Source organism: Chromobacterium subtsugae, from assembly GCF_001676875.1.
Classification (GTDB): Bacteria; Pseudomonadota; Gammaproteobacteria; order Burkholderiales; family Chromobacteriaceae; genus Chromobacterium; species Chromobacterium subtsugae.
On record NZ_JYKA01000022.1, the window covers coordinates 54,107 to 72,231 of the forward strand.

At 67.4% G+C, this 18,125-nt stretch carries 15 protein-coding genes; 4 read left to right on the top strand and 11 right to left on the bottom strand.

Annotated features, from left to right (window positions below; translation table 11 throughout):
• Positions 1 to 48 precede the first annotated feature (48 nt).
• The gene (locus MY55_RS19575) at positions 49 to 888 is read left to right on the top strand and encodes a pirin family protein (RefSeq protein WP_047243607.1); all 840 of its coding nucleotides are present in this window, start codon (positions 49 to 51) and stop codon (positions 886 to 888) included.
• Positions 889 to 949: 61 nt separating this feature from the next.
• Here the strand turns inward: MY55_RS19575 and MY55_RS19580 are convergent, their stop codons facing one another.
• From MY55_RS19580 to MY55_RS19590, 3 genes are all read right to left on the bottom strand, one after another.
• Positions 950 to 1,357 carry a response regulator gene (locus MY55_RS19580; protein WP_047236456.1) on the bottom strand — a complete coding sequence of 136 codons (408 nt, stop codon included), beginning with the start codon at positions 1,355 to 1,357 and terminating at the stop codon, positions 950 to 952.
• 90 nt (positions 1,358 to 1,447) lie between these two features.
• Complete coding sequence (locus MY55_RS19585) at positions 1,448 to 6,244, bottom strand: hemagglutinin repeat-containing protein (RefSeq protein ID WP_167595313.1); 4,797 nt, start codon at positions 6,242 to 6,244, stop codon at positions 1,448 to 1,450.
• Positions 6,245 to 6,406: 162 nt separating this feature from the next.
• Entirely contained in the window at positions 6,407 to 8,083 is a 1,677-nt protein-coding gene (locus MY55_RS19590; RefSeq protein ID WP_047236454.1) for a ShlB/FhaC/HecB family hemolysin secretion/activation protein, read from the bottom strand.
• A gap of 210 nt (positions 8,084 to 8,293) precedes the next feature.
• On the opposite strand from MY55_RS19590, the gene MY55_RS24490 reads away from it, so the two are divergent.
• Positions 8,294 to 9,613 (top strand): methyl-accepting chemotaxis protein, encoded by a 1,320-nt coding sequence (locus MY55_RS24490; protein ID WP_047257893.1) that lies wholly within the window; start codon positions 8,294 to 8,296, stop codon positions 9,611 to 9,613.
• A 67-nt stretch (positions 9,614 to 9,680) separates the two neighbouring features.
• On the opposite strand, the gene alr is transcribed toward MY55_RS24490, so the two are convergent.
• Together alr and MY55_RS19605 are read right to left on the bottom strand one after the other, a co-directional pair.
• A complete protein-coding gene (gene alr / locus MY55_RS19600; protein WP_043577518.1) occupies positions 9,681 to 10,751 on the bottom strand; it encodes an alanine racemase in 1,071 nt (356 codons plus the stop codon).
• Between the two features lie 3 nt (positions 10,752 to 10,754).
• A complete protein-coding gene (locus tag MY55_RS19605) occupies positions 10,755 to 12,062 on the bottom strand; it encodes a D-amino acid dehydrogenase (protein ID WP_043577519.1) in 1,308 nt (435 codons plus the stop codon).
• A gap of 139 nt (positions 12,063 to 12,201) precedes the next feature.
• Here MY55_RS19605 and MY55_RS19610 point away from each other — a divergent pair, with 139 nt between their 5' ends.
• Both MY55_RS19610 and MY55_RS19615 read left to right on the top strand, forming a co-directional pair.
• A complete protein-coding gene (locus MY55_RS19610; RefSeq protein ID WP_043577520.1) occupies positions 12,202 to 12,690 on the top strand; it encodes a winged helix-turn-helix transcriptional regulator in 489 nt (162 codons plus the stop codon).
• Positions 12,691 to 12,764: 74 nt separating this feature from the next.
• A complete protein-coding gene (locus tag MY55_RS19615) occupies positions 12,765 to 13,232 on the top strand; it encodes a YbaK/EbsC family protein (RefSeq protein WP_043577523.1) in 468 nt (155 codons plus the stop codon).
• Between the two features lie 6 nt (positions 13,233 to 13,238).
• On the opposite strand, the gene MY55_RS19620 is transcribed toward MY55_RS19615, so the two are convergent.
• The 6 genes from MY55_RS19620 to MY55_RS19645 form a co-directional block, all read right to left on the bottom strand.
• Positions 13,239 to 14,513 (bottom strand): flagellar assembly protein T N-terminal domain-containing protein, encoded by a 1,275-nt coding sequence (locus MY55_RS19620; RefSeq protein ID WP_043577526.1) that lies wholly within the window; start codon positions 14,511 to 14,513, stop codon positions 13,239 to 13,241.
• Positions 14,514 to 15,194, bottom strand: a complete 681-nt coding sequence (locus MY55_RS19625) for an LPP20 family lipoprotein (protein WP_043577528.1) — start codon at positions 15,192 to 15,194, stop codon at positions 14,514 to 14,516.
• A 113-nt stretch (positions 15,195 to 15,307) separates the two neighbouring features.
• Positions 15,308 to 16,222 (bottom strand): GlxA family transcriptional regulator, encoded by a 915-nt coding sequence (locus MY55_RS19630; RefSeq protein ID WP_065202906.1) that lies wholly within the window; start codon positions 16,220 to 16,222, stop codon positions 15,308 to 15,310.
• On the bottom strand, positions 16,215 to 17,120 hold the full coding sequence (locus MY55_RS19635; RefSeq protein WP_043577534.1) for an EamA family transporter: 906 nt from the start codon (positions 17,118 to 17,120) through the stop codon (positions 16,215 to 16,217). Before MY55_RS19635 ends, MY55_RS19630 begins: the two co-directional genes overlap by 8 nt.
• On the bottom strand, positions 17,107 to 17,319 hold the full coding sequence (locus MY55_RS19640; protein WP_043577537.1) for a DUF1737 domain-containing protein: 213 nt from the start codon (positions 17,317 to 17,319) through the stop codon (positions 17,107 to 17,109). Before MY55_RS19640 ends, MY55_RS19635 begins: the two co-directional genes overlap by 14 nt.
• Positions 17,320 to 17,488: 169 nt before the next feature.
• Positions 17,489 to 18,043 (bottom strand): isochorismatase family protein, encoded by a 555-nt coding sequence (locus tag MY55_RS19645; protein WP_043577540.1) that lies wholly within the window; start codon positions 18,041 to 18,043, stop codon positions 17,489 to 17,491.
• Positions 18,044 to 18,125 lie beyond the last annotated feature (82 nt).

The window sequence follows — 18,125 nt, forward strand, 5'->3', positions numbered from 1 at the left end:
TTTTTCACTGCAACAATAGGGTCATCGTGATTCATCTGGAGCCAAGCCATGTCAAAACGCAGCAGAAAAGTGGAACGCATCGTCAACGGACAGGAAGTATCGGACGGCGCCGGCGTGCGCTTGCTGCGGGTGCTGACCCAGCCGCTGCAGCGGCGGCTGGACCCTTTCCTGATGCTGGACGAATTCCGCTCCGACAATCCGGACGACTACATCGCCGGCTTTCCCAGCCACCCGCACCGCGGCTTTGAAACCGTCACCTACATGCTGGCGGGCCGAATGCGCCACCGCGACAACGCCGGCAACGAAGGCCTGCTCGGCCCCGGCGGCCTGCAATGGATGACGGCCGGGCGCGGCATCGTCCATTCGGAGGTTCCCGAGCAGCAGGACGGCCTGATGCACGGCTTCCAGCTATGGATCAATCTGCCGGCGGCGGACAAGATGACTGCGCCGGGCTACCGCGACATCCAGGCGGCGGACATCCCCAGCTGGCAAGACGCCGATGGCAACCAGCTGAAGCTGCTGGCCGGCCGCTTCGACGGCCGCCACGGCGCGATCGAGCGCCCCTCCACCGAGCCGCTGTACCTGGACATCGCGCTGCCCGCCAACGGCAGCCTATGGCTACCGCTGCCAGCCGGGCACCATGCCTTCGCCTATCTCTATCAGGGCGAGCTGCAGGCCGGCGGCGCCGACATCCGCGCGCGCCAGCTGGCGGTGCTGGACAATGAGGGCGAAGGCCTGTTGCTGGCCAATGGCGGCGCGCCCAGCCGGCTGCTGCTGCTGGCGGCGCGGCCGCTGGGCGAACCCATCGCGCAGTGGGGGCCGTTCGTGATGAACACGCGGCAGGAGATCGAGCAAGCGATGGAGGACTACAGCGAAGGCCGCTTCTAAGCCTTCGCCGCGCAAAAACGGCAGCCCGCGGGCTGCCGTTTTCCATTGCGAGACTCCACCACTACAACGGGCAGCAGTCTCCCCCCGCGCCATCCGGCAAACAGGCTGCCAATACGCGCCGCAATTCCTCCAGCTTGAACGGTTTGACCAGCACGGCATTCATCCCCGCCTCCCGGCAACCATCGCGCTCGCATCCAAACGCGCAAGCGGTCATCGCGACGATGCAGGGCTGCGGCCGCTCCCGCCGGCCGCGAATCCTCAAGGCAGCCTCCAGGCCGTTCATCTGCGGCATTTTCACATCCATCAAGATCAACCGGTAATCCGCGCGTCCTGCCATGTCGACGGCCTCTTCGCCATCGGCGGCGAAATCCGCCTCCGCGCCCAGATGCTCCAGCATCTGCCTCAGCAGCTCGCGGCTGAGCGGATGGTCGTCGGCCACCAGGATGCGCGCGTTGTTTTCACACGTCATTCCGCCCCCCCCTCGGCATCAAAAAAGGCGGGCCATGCGACTCCGCCATGGAGTCAGCATAGCCCGCCCTCAGGCGGAAGCCGCCGGTTTTCAGCTGCCCGACTTCACCTGGCCGGCCACAGTCTGGTTCTGGCTGCCGCGCTCGACATGGATCAGCGGCATCTGGCCGGAGGTGACATCCTTCACCGCCTGCTGGATGATGGCCGCCGGCGTGCCGTCCAGCTTGACGCCGCCGGCGCCGGTATAGCTGCTGGTCTGGATGTCGCTGGTTTCCACCTTGGCGTCGCCCAGGTTCACCTTGCCGCCGCTGGAGGCGATCTGGCCGCCGTTCAACTGCGCCTTGCCGCCCACCGCGAGATTGACGCCCTGGTCGCCGCTGATGGCGCTGACGCTGCCCACGCTGTTGTCGGTCTTGACGCTGACGTCGATCACGCCTGACACCTGGGTGCCCTTGTCCTGCGGGTTCAGCAGCTTGTCCTTCAGCGTGCTGCCGGCCTGCTGCCGCGCGCCGTCCACCAGGCCCGGCTTGGCATCTGCCGCTGCCGGAGCGCCCTGCACCTTGTCAGCCACCGCGTTCACCGCGTCAGTCGCCTTGTCCTTCACCGCGCCGGACAGCGGGCCGGCCACGGCCGCGGCCTGGTCCACCACGCTGGGGGCCTTGGCGTTGGAGCTGCTGACGTTCAGGCCCACTTCCACCTGGGTGCTGTTGTTGCGGTCCTGCTGGCTTTGCACCACCACGTTGCCGCCGACGCTGCCGTCCACCTTGCCGCCGGCGATGTTGCCGCCAGCCAGCGTCAGTTGGCCATCGGCCTTTACGTTGACCTGGTCGCCCTTGACCGTCGCGTTGGCGTTGGCCAGCTTGTCCTGCTGGTCCACCTTGACGTCGAAGCCGCCGTTCGCCTGGTAGGTCTTGCTCGCGCCGTCGGCCTTGGGCTGGCCGTTTTCCTTGGCCACGCTGCTGTTGCCGCCGCCGCCCAGGCTGGCGCTGGCGCTCCAGTCGTTTTTCTGGCTGCTGTTCTGCGCCGATTGCAGGCTGATGCCGCCGTTATCGGCCGTCAGGCCGACCGTCTTGCCGCCCAATTGGCTGCCTTGCAGCTGGATGGCGTTGTTGCCGGTCGCGCCGGCGGCCACGCTCAGCGCGCCGCCGCTGCTCACCTGCGCGCCCGACTGGCTGGCGCTGCTTTCGTTCTGGCTGGACAGCTGCACGCCGCCGCCGACATTGAAGCCCTGGCCGGACGCGTCCTTGCCCTTGCTGTTGTTGCCGCCGGCGTTGACGTTGAAGCCCCAGCCGCTGCCGGTTTTGCTGTCGTTGCCGGTAGCGGCCTGCAGGCTCACCTTGCCGTCGGACTGCAGCTTGACGTCGCCGCCGCTCTGCAGGCTGCCGCCTTGCACGGTCAGGCCGTTGCCGGCGGTCAGCGCGATGCCGCCGGCCGACTGCACCGAACCTGTCGCCGCCTGGCTGCTGGCCGCCTGGCTTTGCTGATTGCCCACCGCCAGATTGCCGCTGCCGCCCAGCTTGCTGCCGCCGTCGATCGGGCTGGTGCTGATGCCCAGGCCGACGTCTACCTTCACATCATGCTGCTGGCTGCTGCTGGTGTTGTTGGCCTGGGAGAGCGTCAGCTTGCCGCCGGTTTGGATAGCGGCCTGGCCGCTGCCGCCGTTGATGGCCGCGCCCTGGTAGCTGGCGTCGTTGTTCACCTGGATGCTGACGCCGCCGGCGGACTGGATGGCGCCGGTCACCGCGTTGCTGGACGCGCTCTGGCTGTTGCTGTAGCTGCCCTGGCCGCTGCCCTTGACGTTCACGTCCTGGCCGGTGGTGGTGTAGACGCGCACGCTGGCGCCGCCTTCGCTGGCCTGGCTGCTCTGGGTTTGGCTATTCGCCGCCGCCGTCATCTGGTGGCTGTCGGCGCTGATGCTCACCTGGCCCTGGGTCGCCTGGTATTGCGTCGCCTGGTCCTTCAAGGCGCCGCTCGCGGCCACGTTGATGGCCGAACCGGCGATGCTGGTGGCCTGCGCCGCGCTACTCTGGCTTTGCGAGCTGGCGCTGCCGCCGATGGCGCCGATGTCCACGCCCAGGTTGGCCGCGCCCAGATTGGCCGCCTGGCCTGCCGCGCCGGCCACGTCGCCCTTGGCCACGCTGCCGCCGGCATTGGCGATCGGACGGGTGATGCCGCTGTAGTCGACATTGACGCCGACATCCACGCCCCAGTGGCTGGAAGTCTGCTGGGTGGACTGCTGGCTGACGGCCGCCTGGTTGCTGACGTCGCCGGCGGCGATGGTCACCGCGCCGCCCGCCTTGATCTGCGTGCCCTGGTTCTGCAGCGCGCCCATGCCGTTGCCGGCGGTGATGTCCAGCTTGCCGCCGGTCTTCACTTCGGAAACTTGCGCCGCGCTGCCGTCCGCCACCGTGCGGCTGCTGTTCTGGCCGAACTCGATGCCGGCGCCGGTCTTGTCCAGGCCGCCGGTCAGATAGAGGCCGCCGCCGCTGACGGTGGTGGAACTATCGTTGTGGCTGGCGCTCTGCGCCGCGTTGAGGCTGACATTCTGGCCGGACAGGCTGGCGTCGCCGGCGGTTTCCAGCTTGGAGCCGCTCAGGCTCAGGTCGTTGCCCGCCGCCAGCTTGACGCTGCCGCCGGACAATTGCGAACCGGTCTGGCTGGTCTGGTCCAGCTGCTGGCTGGTGCTGGTGTTTTCCAGCCGCACGCCGCCGCGGTATTGCTTGTCGCCGGTCTCGGCGCCGACGCCGCGCAGCGCCAGCTGGCTGTCCTGCGACTGATTGTGCGTTTCAGCGGCCTGGCTGGCCACCTTGATGTCGCCCACCGCCTGGATGTTCAGCGCCTGCGCCGCCTTCACCAGGCTGCCGGTCACCGCCACGTCGCCGGCGGAGAGCAGCTGCAGGTCGGCGTCGGACTTCAGCGCAGAACCGACCGCGGTCTCTTGGCTGGTGCTGCCCTTGCTGGCGCTGCTGGTGATGTTGAAGGCGGTGCCGGTGCGCTGGTCGGTGCGGGTCTGGGCCAGGTCCAGCGCGCTGTCGATGACCACGCCGCCGGACTGGGTCTTGGCGTAGGCGCCCTGCGTTCCCTTGGCCTGGCTGCCATTGATGGCGATGCCGGCGTCGCCGTTGATGAACAGCTTGCCGCCGGCGTTGACCGCGCTGCCGGTGTTGACGGTGGCGCTGTCGCTGTTGTTCTGGTTGCCGCCGCCGCCGATGCCGCCCCAATAGGTTTTGCCGTTCTGGGTGCTGCTGCTGTTGGCGCTGGTCTGCGTCGCCAGCGTGGTCTTGCCCTGAGCGGACAGCACGGCGTCGCCGCCGGATTTCAATACCGCCGCCTGGGCGGCGATGTCGCCGCTGGCGGTGACGCCCAGCGCGTTGCCGGCGCGCAGCTGGCTTTGCACCAGCCGCTGCTGGCTGCTGCTGTTGTTCCAGCTGCCGGTTTCCAGCGCCGCGCCGTCGTTCTTGCGGTTGCCGACGTCGCTGCTGCTATCGGTTTCCAGCAGCGCCGACAATTTCACGTCGCCGGTCGCCGACAGTTTGAGGTTGTTCCCGGCGTCCACGCTGGCGCCGGCGATGCTGGCGCCGCCAGCCGTGGCGTTCAGTTCGACATCATGCTGCGCCTTGATGCGCGCCACCGATTGCGCCTGGGTGACGCTGCTCTTGTCCTGGTTGTAGGCCCAGGAGTTCTTCCAGGCGTGGTCGCTGCTGCTGGCGCTGCTCTCGGCCAGCTGGCCGTCGAGATTCAGGCTGCCCGCGCTCAGCTTCACGTCCTGGCCCTGGATGTCGGCCGCGCCGACGTGGGCATTGCCCGCGGCCTTAATCGACACATCGTCGCCCTGCAGCGACGCGCGCTTGACGCTGCTGTCGGTCTTGCTGGAGGCGCTGCTGCTCTCGCCGGTCTTCCAGATGAACCAGCTTTCGTCGTGCTTGCTGTCCTTGCCGGTTTCGCTGTCCACCCGGCCGGAGATATCCACGCTGGCGCCGTCCAGCGCCAGCTGCTTGCCCTTGAGCTGGGCGGCCTGCACCGCCAGCGCGCCGGCCGAGCGGATGCTCAGCTCGTCGCCGCCGGCCAGGTTGCCGCCGACATTGACGCCGGCGCCGGCCGCGGTGCTGACGATATTGATGCGGCCGGCCTGCATCGCGCCGAGGAAATAGCTGTCCAGATTGCCCACGCCTTGCGGAGCCGGCGCGGTCGCCGTGACCTGGCCGCTGGCGTAATCGACGGTGTTGAAGCCGGCGCGCGCGCGGATGGCGTCGGCGGCCGAGACATTGGCGCGTACATCCAGCCGCGGCGCGATCAGGTCCAGCACGTTGACGCCGGACGCGCCGCCGCCGGCGATGCTCAGCGCGTTGCCGTTATTGGCGGCCTGCAGCGAGGCGATGGCGCCGTCCTGCAGATTGGCGCCGCCGACCACCAGCGACGCGCGCGGGATGTTGATGAAGCCGCAGCCGTTGCAGGCGATGCCGTTGGGGTTGGCCAGCACGTAGTCGGCGGCCTTGCCGAACACTTCCTGCTTGCCCAGCAGCAACGACGGATTGCGGCTGACCACTTCGTTGAGGATCACGCTGGCCTGGTTGCCGCCCAGCTGGGCATTGGCGCCAAGCTGGCCGGCCAGTTGCGACTGGCCCGCCTGCAGCGAGTTGTTGAATACCGCGCCGGGCTTGCCGACGTTGAAATCCTGGTATTGGTTATGCGACACGCCGGCCGCGCTTGGCGCCACGATATTGATCACCTGCGCGCCGTTGCCGGCGGTGGAAACCTGCGGCTGCGCGCCGCTGCCGCCCGCCGCGGTGATGCCGCCGGCCAGGCTGGCGTCGGCCAATACGAAAGCCAGCGTCAATGCCGCGGCTACCTTGCCGGTTACGGACAAGTCGAACTTTGTTCTTTTCATCATCATCCCCTCGAAACCAAAATCACAGCCGCGCGACACAGGGCGCCACCATTAAAACAACCGTTTGATTTGGAATCTAAGGTTTTTTTAAATCAAATCAATTGAAATACTTATTCACAACATTCTTAAGATTGTTTTCGTTTCATTTACACCACGCCCCGCTCACCACTGCCAGTTCAGCCGCGCGAACAGGATGTGGCCTTCGGCCTGCCAGGAGGCCGGCTTGTACAACGGCCGGCTGTAGTCCAGGTCCAGCGTCAGGCCGCCGCGCCCCAGCGTCGCCCCCGTCGCCAGGCCGGCGATGTCCTGCCAGGCATCCTGGCTGCCGCGTTGCAGCACCCTGCCGCCATCCAGCCCGATGCGCGGCGTCAGCGTGACCCCGCCGTACTGCAGCCGCCGGGACAAGGTATTGCGCCAATACCAACCGGTCTCCGCCACCAGCGAATTGTTGCGAAAGCCGCGCACCGCGCTGGCGTCGGCGATGTCCAATTGCTCGACGCCGGGCAGGCGGTCGCGGCTGGCCTGGCCGGACAGCGCGCTTTGCCACTGGTACGGCCCGCCGGGCAAGGCCAGCGTCTGGTACCAGGCCAGGCTCAGCTTCAGCTTGCTGAACTGCGGATTGGGCGCGCCCGGATGAATGGCGTCGGGCGCGTCCGCGCCCAGCCAGCGCATGCCGCGCTGCAGGCTGCCATCCAGTTGCAGCAGGCCGGACGGCAGGATGCGCATCTGCGACAGCCCCGCCTCCAGCACTGTCAGATTGGGGCTGCTGACGCCCAGCTCTACGTCCTGGAACAAATTGCGCACCCGTTTCTGCACCAACTGCAGGTCGGCGCTCAGCACCCGGGTCTGGTCGCGCGACAACACCCGGTCCAGCCGCAGCCCGGTTTGCGCCGTTTCGCCGGACAACTGCGCCACGCGGGACTGCAGCTGCTGCGGATTGAGATAGTCGGAACGGCTGGCGAAGACGCTGAACGTCCAGTAACCGTAAGGCAGCGAATAAAACAGCGACTCGCTGCGGCTGTGCCTTACCTCCTGCCGCTCGCCGGTGGTCTGCGCCGACAGGCTGAGCAAATCGCTCCAACCGGCGGGATTGTCCCAGCCCAGGCTGACGCCGGCCTGCAGACGCCCGGTCGACTCGCGGCCGGCGTTGTCCAGCGTCAGCCCGCCCGACCAGCGGGAGTCGGGCTGGTTGCGCAATTGGATGATGGTGTCGCCGACGCGCTCGCCCGGCAGCACATCCACCGTCGCGTGGTTGGAGCGCAAGCGGTTGGCCTGATCCAGCCCCTGGTCCAGGTCGTGCACGTTCAGCGGCTGCCCCGCCATGCCGGGAAACAGGTTGGCCACGCGCAGGCTGGCGTCGTCGCTGCGGATAGCCGCCACCTTGCCCTCCTCCACGCGCAGCGTCAGCACGCCGCGCTCGTCCGGCCCCTCCGCCAGCACCCGGGCGGCGATGTAGCCGCGCCGCAGGTACAGCGCGGTCAGCGCGCGGCTGAAGCGATTGATTTCAGCCAGATCCAGGCAATCGCCATGCGGCAGGCCCAAGGCGTTGACGTCTTCCCGCGACAGCAGGGAAATGCCCGCCAGCCGCAGCCCCTTGACCGGCAGGCAATCGCGCCCGCTCAGCACCGGCGCCTGCGGACTGGCGACTTCGCTGCCGCCGCTCTGGATCTGCCGCAGCCGCTGCTGCTGGATCAGGTCGTCGAAACGCCGGCTATTGTCCTGCAGCAGGCGGCGCGCGTCGGCGCCGTCGCGCAAGTCGGGCGGGATCGGCGGCGCGTCGGCCCAGGCGGGCAAGGCGCAGGCCAGCAACAGGCCCAGCGCGGTACGGGAAGGATTCATCGCGGTTTATGGATTCTGCGCGGATTCGATGCGCGAACGCGGTCGAAACGCTGGTCGTTCGGATAAAAGCCAGCCATTTAACCACAGCGCCCCGCGCCGGACATCCATGCCAGCCGGATGCGGCGGCATGCCAAACACGTATTTATACATATTTCATGGAAATCTCCCCGGCCTATGCTTGAAGTCTGGCCAATCTACTGGAGCCTTCCCATGTGGTTTGCAGGCAACAAGATGATCCATCAGCTGGAAAACGCCACCGACGCCGCGCTGCGCGGCGAATCCGCGCCATGGCGCATCCACGGCAACGAGCGCTGGCGCGCGCTGGGAGAGAAACTATCCCGGGTATGGGAGGCGCGCGACCGCCAGATCAGCCAGGCCGACGAAGAGCGCCTGTCCACCACGCGGCAGCTCCAGCAACTGCAAGAGGCGCTGCTGGAGTCCGAGGAGCAGCTGGCGCTGGTCTCCACCCGCTTCGATCTGGTCAACCGCGCCGCCAGCGAGGGTTTGTGGGACATGTCGGTGGTCGCGGGCGACCCGGTCAACCCGGACAATGTGTTCTGGTGGTCGCAGACGTTCCGCTCGCTGCTCGGTTTTTCCGACCAGCGCGATTTCCCCGATGTGCTAGGCAGCTGGGCCAACCGCCTGCACCCGGACGACAAGGCGCGCACGCTGGACGCCTTCGCCGCCCACCTGGGCGACCGCAGCGCCCAGACCCCGTACGACATCGAGTACCGGCTGCAATGCAAGAACGGCGAATACCGCTGGTTCCGCGCCCGCGGCGCCACCTTGCGCGACGAGCGCGGCATCCCGCTGCGGGTGGCCGGCTCCTTGTCCGACATCACCGGACAGCGGCAGCAGCAATCGCTGCTGGAGCGGGCGATGACCCGCTTCGAGCTGGGCAGCGCCATGCAGGCCGACGGCTTATGGGACATGGAGGTGGACGCGGCCAACCCGGTCAGCGGCAACAACGCCTTCTGGTGGTCGCCGCAGTTCCGCCGCCAGTTGGGCTTCGACAGCGAGCACGAATTTCCCAACCTGCTGGAGAGCTGGTCCAGCCGCCTGCATCCTGAAGACAAGCAGCGGGTGCTGGCCGCCTTCGCCGCCCACCTGAACGACCGCAGCGGCCAGACGCCTTACGATCTGGAATACCGGCTGCAATGCAAAAACGGCGAATACCACTGGTTCCGCGCCCGCGGCCAGACCCGGCGCGCCGCCGACGGCACGCCGCTGAGAGTGGTGGGCGCGCTGACCGACATCGACGCGGAAAAGCGCTCCGAGGCGCTGAACAGCGAAAGCCAGCAGCGCCAGCAATTGGAAAAAAGCCTGAGCGAGATCGCCGCCATCGTCAGCACCATCCAGTCCATCGCCGATCAAACCAATCTATTGGCGCTGAACGCCGCGATAGAAGCCGCGCGCGCCGGCGAAACCGGCCGCGGCTTCGCGGTGGTGGCCGACGAGGTGCGCAAGCTGGCCGAGCGCACCCGCGACGCGACGCAAAGAGTGGAAAAACTGGTGGTGCAGCGCGGCTGAGCCTTGCCCGCGCAGCAAAAAAAAAGCCCGGCGCAAACGCCGGGCTTTGTCTTAAGCCGCGCGAAGATCAACGGTAGACGAAATGCGCGCGCTTGATATTGCACAAGGGCTCGTAGCCTATGGTGCCGGCCTGCGCCGCCACCTCGTTGACCGACACCGCGTCGCCCCACAGCTCCACCTCGCTGCCGACGCCGGCCTCCGGCAGATCGGTCAGATCCACCGTCAGCATGTCCATCGACACCCGGCCGATCAAGCGCGTGCGCTGGCCGTCCACCACGGCCGGACTGCCGCTGGACGCGCGGCGCGGATAGCCGTCGGCGTAGCCGCAGGCCACCAGGCCCACCCGAGTGGGGCGGTCGGTGACGAAGTTGTCGCCGTAGCCGATGGGCTCCCCGACGCCAAGCTCGCGCACGCCGAACACCTTGCTGGAGAAACGCATCACCGGGCGCAGCGCGTCGCCCTGGCCGAAGCCTGCCGGCAGCGGCGTCACGCCGTACAGCGCGATGCCGACGCGGCCCCAGTTGCGCTGCGCGCGCGGGTGGCACAGGATGCCGGCGGAGTTGGCCACCGACTCGTCGCCGGCCGGCAGGCCGCGCACCGCGGCGTCGAAAGCCTCCAGCTGGGCGAAGGTCATCGGCACTTCCGGTTCGTCGGCGCGGGCGAAGTGGGTCATCTTGGTGATGCCGCCCGCTTTGCCGCAAGCCTGCAGCCGATGCCAGGCCTGGTGATAGTTTTCCGGCAGAAAGCCCTCGCGGTGCATGCCGGAGTCCAGCATCAACCAGATGGTGAGCGGCCGGGTCGGATTCGACTGCTCGACCATCCGCAGCTGCTCCTCGCTGGTCACCGCCATCCACAAACCATGCTCGTCCACCGCCTTCAGTTCTTCCGCCTCGAACACGCCCTCCAACAGCAGGATGGGCTGGGCGATGCCGGCGGCGCGCAATTCCAGCGCTTCCTCCAGGCAGGCGACGGCGAAGCCGTCGGCGATGTCGGCCAGCGCCTGCGCGCAGCGAACCGCGCCGTGGCCGTAGGCATTGGCCTTCAGCACCGCCAGCGTTTTATCGCCGTGGGCGGCGCGCGCCAGCTGATAATTGTGGCGCAGATGGTCCAGCCGTATCGTCGCGATCAACGGACGCATGCTTCAGGCCCCTTGCACCGCGGGACGGATCACCGGCACCACCAGGGTTTCGCCCTGCTTGGCGTAACGCTGCATCGACAGGCCGTCGACGCTGATTTCCGGCTTGGCGCCGGTGATCAGGTCGGCCAGCACCTTGCCGGAGCCGGCGCACATGGTCCAACCCAGCGTGCCGTGGCCGGTATTCAGCGACAGGTTGGCGAAACGGGTGCCGCCGACGATGGGCGTGCCATCGGGCGTCATCGGCCGCAGGCCGGTCCAGAAGCTGGCCGCCTTGATGTCGCCGCCGTTCGGGTACAGATCGCCGACCACCATTTCCAGCGTCTCGCGGCGGCGCGGGTTCAGTTCCAGATTGTAGCCGGACAGCTCGGCCATGCCGCCGACGCGGATGCGGTCGTCGAAGCGGGTGATCGCCACCTTGTAGGTTTCGTCCAGGATGGTGGAGGTCGGCGCGCCGGCCGCGTTGGTGATGGGCACGGTCAGCGAGTAGCCCTTGACCGGATACACCGGGATGTCGATGCCCAGCTCCTTCACCAAGTCGCGGGAATAGCTGCCCATCGCCACCACGTAATGGTCGGCGCGCAGCAGCTCGTCGCCGACGCGCACGCCGGTGATGCGCTTGCCGTCGTTCTCGATGCCGTCCACGGTCACGCCGAAGCGGAATTCCACGCCCTTGGCGCGCGCCAACTCCGCCAGGCGGCTGGTGAACAGATTGCAGTCGCCGGTTTCGTCATTGGGCAGCTGCAGGCCGCCGGCCAGCTTGTGCTTGACCGCCGCCAGCGCCGGCTCGACGCGGACGCAGCCATCCGGATCCAGCACATTGAAATCCACGCCGCACTCGCGCAGCACGGCGATGTCCTTGGCCATGCCTTCCACCTGGGCCTGGCTGCGCAGCAGCTGCAGCGTGCCGCCCTGGCGGCCTTCGTACTGCAGGCCGGTTTCGGCGCGCAGTTCCTTGATCTTGTCGCGGCTGTACTCGGCCAGCCGCATCATGCGGCCCTTGTTGACCGCGTAGGCCTTTTCATTGCAATTGGCCAGCATCTTGGCGATCCACTGCAACTGGTACAGGCTGCCGTCCGGACTGATGGCCAGCGGCGCGTGGCGCTGGAACATCCACTTCAGACCCTTCAACGGAATGCCGGGCGCCGCCCACGGCGCGGAGTAACCGGGGGAGATCTGGCCGGCGTTGCCGAAACTGGTTTCCAGCGCCACGCCGTCCTGGCGCTCCAGCACCGTCACCTGGCAACCCGCCTTGGCCAGATACCACGCGGTGGATACGCCCAAAACGCCGCCGCCCAGCACGATTACCTTCATTGTCTTTCTCCGTTTGTAGTCTTGCCACTACCAGATAGTGAATTCCGCTAGTATATGCATTGACATCTGGTTTTTTTCACTGAAATTGACGAGAATCAAATGATTACTATCAAATATTTCACATATAAACAGTGAAAACATGAAGGCAATATCCTCCTCCGCCAAAGCGCTGGACAAGATGGACCGCAAGATCCTGCGCATCCTGCAGAAAAACGCCCGCATCGCCATGACCGAGCTGGCCGAGAAGGTCGGCCTGTCCACCACGCCGTGCACCGAGCGGGTGCGGCGCATGGAGCGCGACGGCATCATCGAAGGCTATTACGCGCGCCTGAATCCGCACGCGCTGGGCGGCTCCTTGCTGGTATTCGTGGAAATCAAGCTGGAGGCCAAGTCCGGCAACATCTTCGACGCCTTCCGCCGCGAGATCATGAGCATTCCGGAAATCCTGGAATGCCATCTGGTGTCAGGCGATTTCGATTACCTGATCAAGGCGCGCATCGCCGACATGTCGATGTACCGCAAGCTGCTGGGCGACATCCTGCTGCAGCTGCCGTCGGCGAAGGAATCCAAGAGCTATGTGGTGATGGAGGAAGTGAAGGAGACGCTGGCGCTGCCGCTGGCGGACTAAGCGCCGCGCGGCGCTTCACAATGGCGGGCGAAGCGGGAAATAATGGCTGAATCTCCCCAGCGAAAGAACCGCCCATGAGCCTGGAATCGGTCCGCCAGTTTCTATCGGCCCAAGCGCCGCACATCGCCATCATCGAACTGCCGGTCAGCACCGCCACCGTGGCGGAGGCCGCCGCCGCGCACGGCGTGGAAGCCGGCCGCATCGCCAAGACGCTGGCCTTCCGCCTGAACGACGGCCGAGAAGTCATCCTGGTGGCGCGCGGCGACGCCCGCATCGACAACCGCAAATTCAAGGACGCTTTCGGCAAGGGCAAGATGCTGCCGCCGGAAGAAGTGGAAGCCATCACCGGCCACCCGGTGGGCGGCGTCTGCCCGTTCGGACTGGCGAGCGAACTGCCGATCTACCTGGATGTGTCGATCCAGGCTTTCGACGAAGTGCTGCCGGCCGCCGGCGCGGTTCACAGCGCGGTGCGCATCAGCCCGCAGCAGCTGCGCGACATCACCACCGGACAATGGGTGGATGTCTGCCAGGCTTTCGCCTGACGCGCGTCAGCGCCCGGGCACGAAGCGCACGTAATCGCCTTCGGACACCGGCTGGCTGTTGCTCTGCGCGATGCCGATGGAGAAGTTGGGCTGCACCTGCACCAGGCTGACGTCGCCGTTCAGGGTTTCCGGCATGCCCAGCTCGCGGCCGGAGATCAGGTCGCGCACCGGCTGGCCGGGCACGCGCCGATACAGCAGCAGCTTGTCCCCCACCGCCATGCCGTCCAGCAGGCCGGCGTTGATGTAGACACGCTTGCCCTCCTGGCGGACGATGCGGGCGGAGAACGGGATGCAGGAAATGATGTCGTTCACCCGCTGCGCCGCCCGGTCCATCAGCTTGTCCACCAGCCTGCCGTAGTCGCCTTGCCAGAAGGCGGCGGAGGCGAAAGGCTGCGGCGACGGCGGCACCACCTGGCCCTTGGCCAGGCCGCTGACGCGCTCGTTGGCCAGCAGCGAACCGGTCAGGCCGTCGTAAATCCAGACTTCCGCGTCGAACTGGCGCTGGGTGGGCACATACTTGACCCCCATGCCGAACATGCCGGCGAAGGGGCCGTTATAGAACGATCCCTGCTGGCTGGTATTGTTGGATTCGAAGAACGAGGGACGCGCGCCCTTGCCGGTGACCGAGGTGGACAGCACCCTGCCCGCCACAACGAACTGCACGTCCTCGCGCTGGCCCAGCTGGCTGGCGATGTCCCAGCCGGCGGCGGGCTCGGCGATGCGGCTGTCGGCCAGCACCGACACCGTGTTGGCGTCGCGCACCGTCAGCATGCTGTTGCGCGCCAGCCGGCGCGACAGCTCGGTCGGCAGCGCCGTCGCCAGGTCCGGCATGTCGGAAGCCTCGGCCGGCCGCTCCACGCCGAAATAGGTGGTCACCAGCTTGCGCCGCAGCGAGCGGCCCGGCGGCATCGCGCAGGAGGGGTCGCGGGGACGCGGGGCTGCGGCGGCAGGATCGCCGGCGTCCACCTGCACCTTGACGTGGTACAGCTTGCCCTGCTGGTATTCGCTCACCACTTTGACTGTGCCCTGCACCGCGCCGGACGCCGTCAGCGTGCCGGATTCGCTGGCGCGGCCGTTTTCCAGCACCTGGGCCGACTCCACCCGCGCGCCCTGGCGAATGGCGATCAGCTTGAGCGCGTCGCGCAGCGCCATGTCGCGCGCCGCCACCAGCCCGTTGTCCAGCGGCGCCACCCCTTCGGCGGAAAACACCTCGGCGCGGGCCGGACCGCTCAAAAGAAATGCCGCCACAAGGGCGGCAATGGCCAGTCCGTTTCTTTTCATTTACTGGTTCACGTAGAAATTGCTGCTGAAGCGGGCCGGCGCGGCGGCTGGCATCGCCTGCATGCTGTTGCTGCTGGTGGTCGCGCCGACGGCGCCGGTTTCCTGCGAGGCCTTCATCACGCTGCCGGTCTTGTCCAGCGCGTTCTTGAACTGCTTGTAGAACTCCTGATCCAGCGTGATCTCCGCCACCGCCTCGCTGGTGCCGTCCGGCTTCATGCTGGTGGAGACGATGGACACGCCGCGCAGATAGGCGTCCACATAGGTGCGGAAGCTATCGCTGTTGGCGATCATGTTGGACACCGCGCTATTGCCCACCAGTTTCATGCCCTGCACCTGCTCCGCGATGGAGCGGAAGGCGTCCAGCCTGGCCGCCCGCATCGCCAGCAGCTTGCGCTGCGAGGGCGTCAGGCTGTTGGTGTAAGGCGCCGCGCCCGTTCCCACCACCCGCACGACGATGGGTTGGTAGGGGTTGACCTCCTTGATCAGCACCTTGGTTTCCTCGCTGCTGCCGTCTTCGCCGGAGCCGACGAAACCCACTCCTGTCGGCGTCATGCCGGAGTCGCGCGCCGGCGCGGCCATCGGCATCGGCTGCGCCTTCGGCGGCGTGGACGCGGCGCAGGCGGACAAGCCGGCCAGCAAGACAAGAGAAGCGATACGGGGCAAGCAGCGGGCAGTTTTCATGGCAGTTACCGATAGATATTGATCGAATGGTATGAACCATTCTCGGACCTCGTCAACCCGAACATCGGCTAAAACTGATGAAACTTGAGAAAAGCGCCGCGTAGCGGCACGCCTCAGGCATTCGCGTCCATCGCGCGGTCCATCTGGCGGGCCGAGGAGAAGCCTGCCGACAGCGCCGCCTTCTCCTTGCCCAGCCCCGCCGCGCGCCACTGCCGGGCCAGCGCCAGCCGCAGCGCGCGGTGGTAATCGTGCGCGGTGACGCCGGCATGCTCGCGGAACAGGCGCGACAGGTGGCGGGCGCTGACATGCACCTGGTCGGCCAGCTCCGGCAGCGGCCAGTCCCGCACCGGATCGGCGCAGATCAAATCCTGCGCGCGGTGCAGCGCCGGGTGCAGATGGCTGCGCCAGGCCAGCCATGGCGACAGTTCCGGATCCTGCGGCGAGCGGCGGAAATACACCACCATTTCGCGCGCCGCGGCGCGGGCGATGGCCGGCTCGGCCAATTCGCCTATCAGATGCAGCGCCAGATCGATGCCGGCGGTGATGCCGGCGCTGCTGTAACAATGCCCATCCTGCACAAACACCCGGTTTTCCTGCACCCGGGCCGCCGGCGCCAAGCCGCGCAAACGCTCCAGCAAGGTGTGGTGGCTGGTGCAGGCGCGGCCGTCGAACAGTCCCGCCTCCGCCAACAGCAAGCTGCCCGAGCAGATGCCTGCCCAGCGCACGCCGGCCTGGCCGCGGCGCACCGCCAGCCAGGCCACGATGCGGCGCGCGTCGGGCGTGGCATAGGCCTGTTCCGACGGCGTGGAGCCGGGCACCACCACCAGCGCGCCGTCCGGCAGCGTTTCCGGCAAAGGCGACAAACCGCTCAGCGGCAAGCCCAGCGAAGTGCCGACGCCGGCCGTCGCGCTGACGAAATTCAGGCGAAAATCGGCGCCCAGCTGCGCGGCGACCCGGAAGGCGTCGGCCGGGCCGGCCAGGTCCAGCAACAGCAGGCTGGGCGGCAGCACGAAATAGATTTCACGCACGGCTGGCCCTCCCGGCGCCGGCGGCGGCCAGCAAACGGCCGCCGAACACCGTGGCCAGCAGGCCGGCCATCAACAAGCCGCTGCCGGCCAACTGCTGGGCAGTCAAGCGTTCGCCCAACAGCCAGTGCGAGGCCATCAGCCCCACCACCGGCACCAGCAGCGAAAACGGCGCCACCTTGGCCGCGGCGTGGCGCGCCAGCAGCCGGCTCCACAGGCCGTAGCCGAACATGGTGGCGACAAAAGCCAGGTAGGCGACGGCGAACAGCGACTGGCCGTCGAAACCGCGCAGCGCCGCGGCCATCCGCTCGCCGCCCTCCAACCACCACGACAGCAACAGGAAAGGCAGCGGCGGCGCCAGGCTGGACCAGATCACCAGCCCCAGCGGCTCAACCTTGAAGCCGTCGCGGCCGATCGCGCGCACCACGATATTGGAAGCCGCCCAGCTGGTGGCGGCGGCGATCGTCAGGCCGAAGCCCAGCGCCGTCATGTCGCCGCCCTTGCCCATGCCTATCAGGGCCAGCCCGCCCAGCGCCAGCGCGAGGCCAGCCAATTGGCTGGCCTGCCAGCGCTCGCCCAGAAACACCCTGGCCAGCAGCAGCGTAAAGAAGGCCTGCGATTGCAGCACCACCGAGGCGAGCCCGGCCGGCATGCCCAGCTTGATCGCCGAAAACAGGCAGCCGAATTGCCCGACGCCCATCGTCAGCCCGTACAACGCCAGATAGCGCCACGGCAGCGCCGGCCGCCGGACGAGGAACACCGCCGGCAGCGCCACCAGCAGGAAGCGCAGCGCACCCAGCAGCAACGGCGGCACGCCGGCCACGCCCCATTTGATCACCACGAAATTCACGCCCCAAGCCAGCACGATGGCCAGCGCCTGCGCCAGATCAGCCAGCGGCATCGTCGCTCCCCGGCCACAGCACCGCCTGCGCGACGATCACCCGCTCGCCGTTGAAGGCGGCGGCCGGCGAGCCGTACAGCCGATAGCCCAGCGCCAACGCCTCGCTCACCCGCTGGCAGAAGGCCGAATCGTCCGGGCCGGTCAGCAGCCGATAGGCCGGCAGGCCGCCGGGCGGGGTATGGGATGCGGATTGCGGCATGGCTACTCCTTATCTGGACAAATCGAATGACAACACCTTATGCCATGCCGGCGGCAAGCGGCAAGCGCAGTTTGGGAGGCTGCCGATGGCCGCCCCGGACTCGGCTCCGCCGCCGGCGCGCGGCGCCCGACCAACTCGCCAGGCGCCGCGCAGCGGGGGCGGAACCCGCTCAGTCTGCCATCCGGCGCAGCGCCTCCTCCACCGTGACGATGGCGGCGAAGCGGCCGGCCAGCACCAGCTCGGTGCGGGCGCGGATGTCGGCGGCGCTGTAGGTGACGCCGCTGCCGGCATGCGTCATCGGAAAGGTCAGCGTCGCCTCGGTGACGAAATCCACCTCGTAGCCGAGATCGGACGCCACCCGGGTGGTGGTTTCGCAGCATTGCTCGGTGCGGATGCCGGAAATCACCAGTTTCTGGATGCCGTGCTTGATCAGCCAGGTCTGCAGGCCGGAGTCGGTCAGCGCGTTGTGCACGTGCTTGACGAAGGTGGCCGCCGGCTGGTGGGTCATCCAGTCCAGCGGACGCACCAGGCCGGAGGCCGCCGAAAACGGCCCGTCTTCGCCCGCCTGATGCAGGATGTTGATCACCGGCACGCCGCGCGCCTGCGCGCCGGCGATCAGCGCCTGCTGCGCCGCCTGGTAGGCAGGCAGATCCTGCTCGGTCCAGAACGGACGGTGGCGGAAGGATTCCTGAACATCGATCACCAGCAATGCGGTCTTTTTCATTTCGCCTCTCCCGGCGGTGTGGACATGGACATCATCGTAAGGCGAATAAAGCCAGTAAATAAGGCCGCCAACAGACAATCAC

Excerpts from the sequence above, each read along its gene's own strand:
- MY55_RS19635 (WP_043577534.1), bottom strand. The coding sequence starts at position 17,120 with ATGCCGCTGGCTGATCTGGCGCAGGCGCTGGCCATCGTGCTGGCTTGG.
- alr (WP_043577518.1), bottom strand. The coding sequence starts at position 10,751 with ATGCGTCCGTTGATCGCGACGATACGGCTGGACCATCTGCGCCACAAT.
- MY55_RS19645 (WP_043577540.1), bottom strand. The coding sequence starts at position 18,043 with ATGAAAAAGACCGCATTGCTGGTGATCGATGTTCAGGAATCCTTCCGC.
- MY55_RS19625 (WP_043577528.1), bottom strand. The coding sequence starts at position 15,194 with ATGAAAACTGCCCGCTGCTTGCCCCGTATCGCTTCTCTTGTCTTGCTG.
- MY55_RS19620 (WP_043577526.1), bottom strand. The coding sequence starts at position 14,513 with ATGAAAAGAAACGGACTGGCCATTGCCGCCCTTGTGGCGGCATTTCTT.
- MY55_RS19575 (WP_047243607.1), top strand. The coding sequence starts at position 49 with ATGTCAAAACGCAGCAGAAAAGTGGAACGCATCGTCAACGGACAGGAA.
- MY55_RS19590 (WP_047236454.1), bottom strand. The coding sequence starts at position 8,083 with ATGAATCCTTCCCGTACCGCGCTGGGCCTGTTGCTGGCCTGCGCCTTG.
- MY55_RS19640 (WP_043577537.1), bottom strand. The coding sequence starts at position 17,319 with ATGCCGCAATCCGCATCCCATACCCCGCCCGGCGGCCTGCCGGCCTAT.
- MY55_RS19585 (WP_167595313.1), bottom strand. The coding sequence starts at position 6,244 with ATGAAAAGAACAAAGTTCGACTTGTCCGTAACCGGCAAGGTAGCCGCG.
- MY55_RS19605 (WP_043577519.1), bottom strand. The coding sequence starts at position 12,062 with ATGAAGGTAATCGTGCTGGGCGGCGGCGTTTTGGGCGTATCCACCGCG.
- MY55_RS24490 (WP_047257893.1), top strand. The coding sequence starts at position 8,294 with ATGTGGTTTGCAGGCAACAAGATGATCCATCAGCTGGAAAACGCCACC.
- MY55_RS19610 (WP_043577520.1), top strand. The coding sequence starts at position 12,202 with ATGAAGGCAATATCCTCCTCCGCCAAAGCGCTGGACAAGATGGACCGC.
- MY55_RS19580 (WP_047236456.1), bottom strand. The coding sequence starts at position 1,357 with ATGACGTGTGAAAACAACGCGCGCATCCTGGTGGCCGACGACCATCCG.
- MY55_RS19615 (WP_043577523.1), top strand. The coding sequence starts at position 12,765 with ATGAGCCTGGAATCGGTCCGCCAGTTTCTATCGGCCCAAGCGCCGCAC.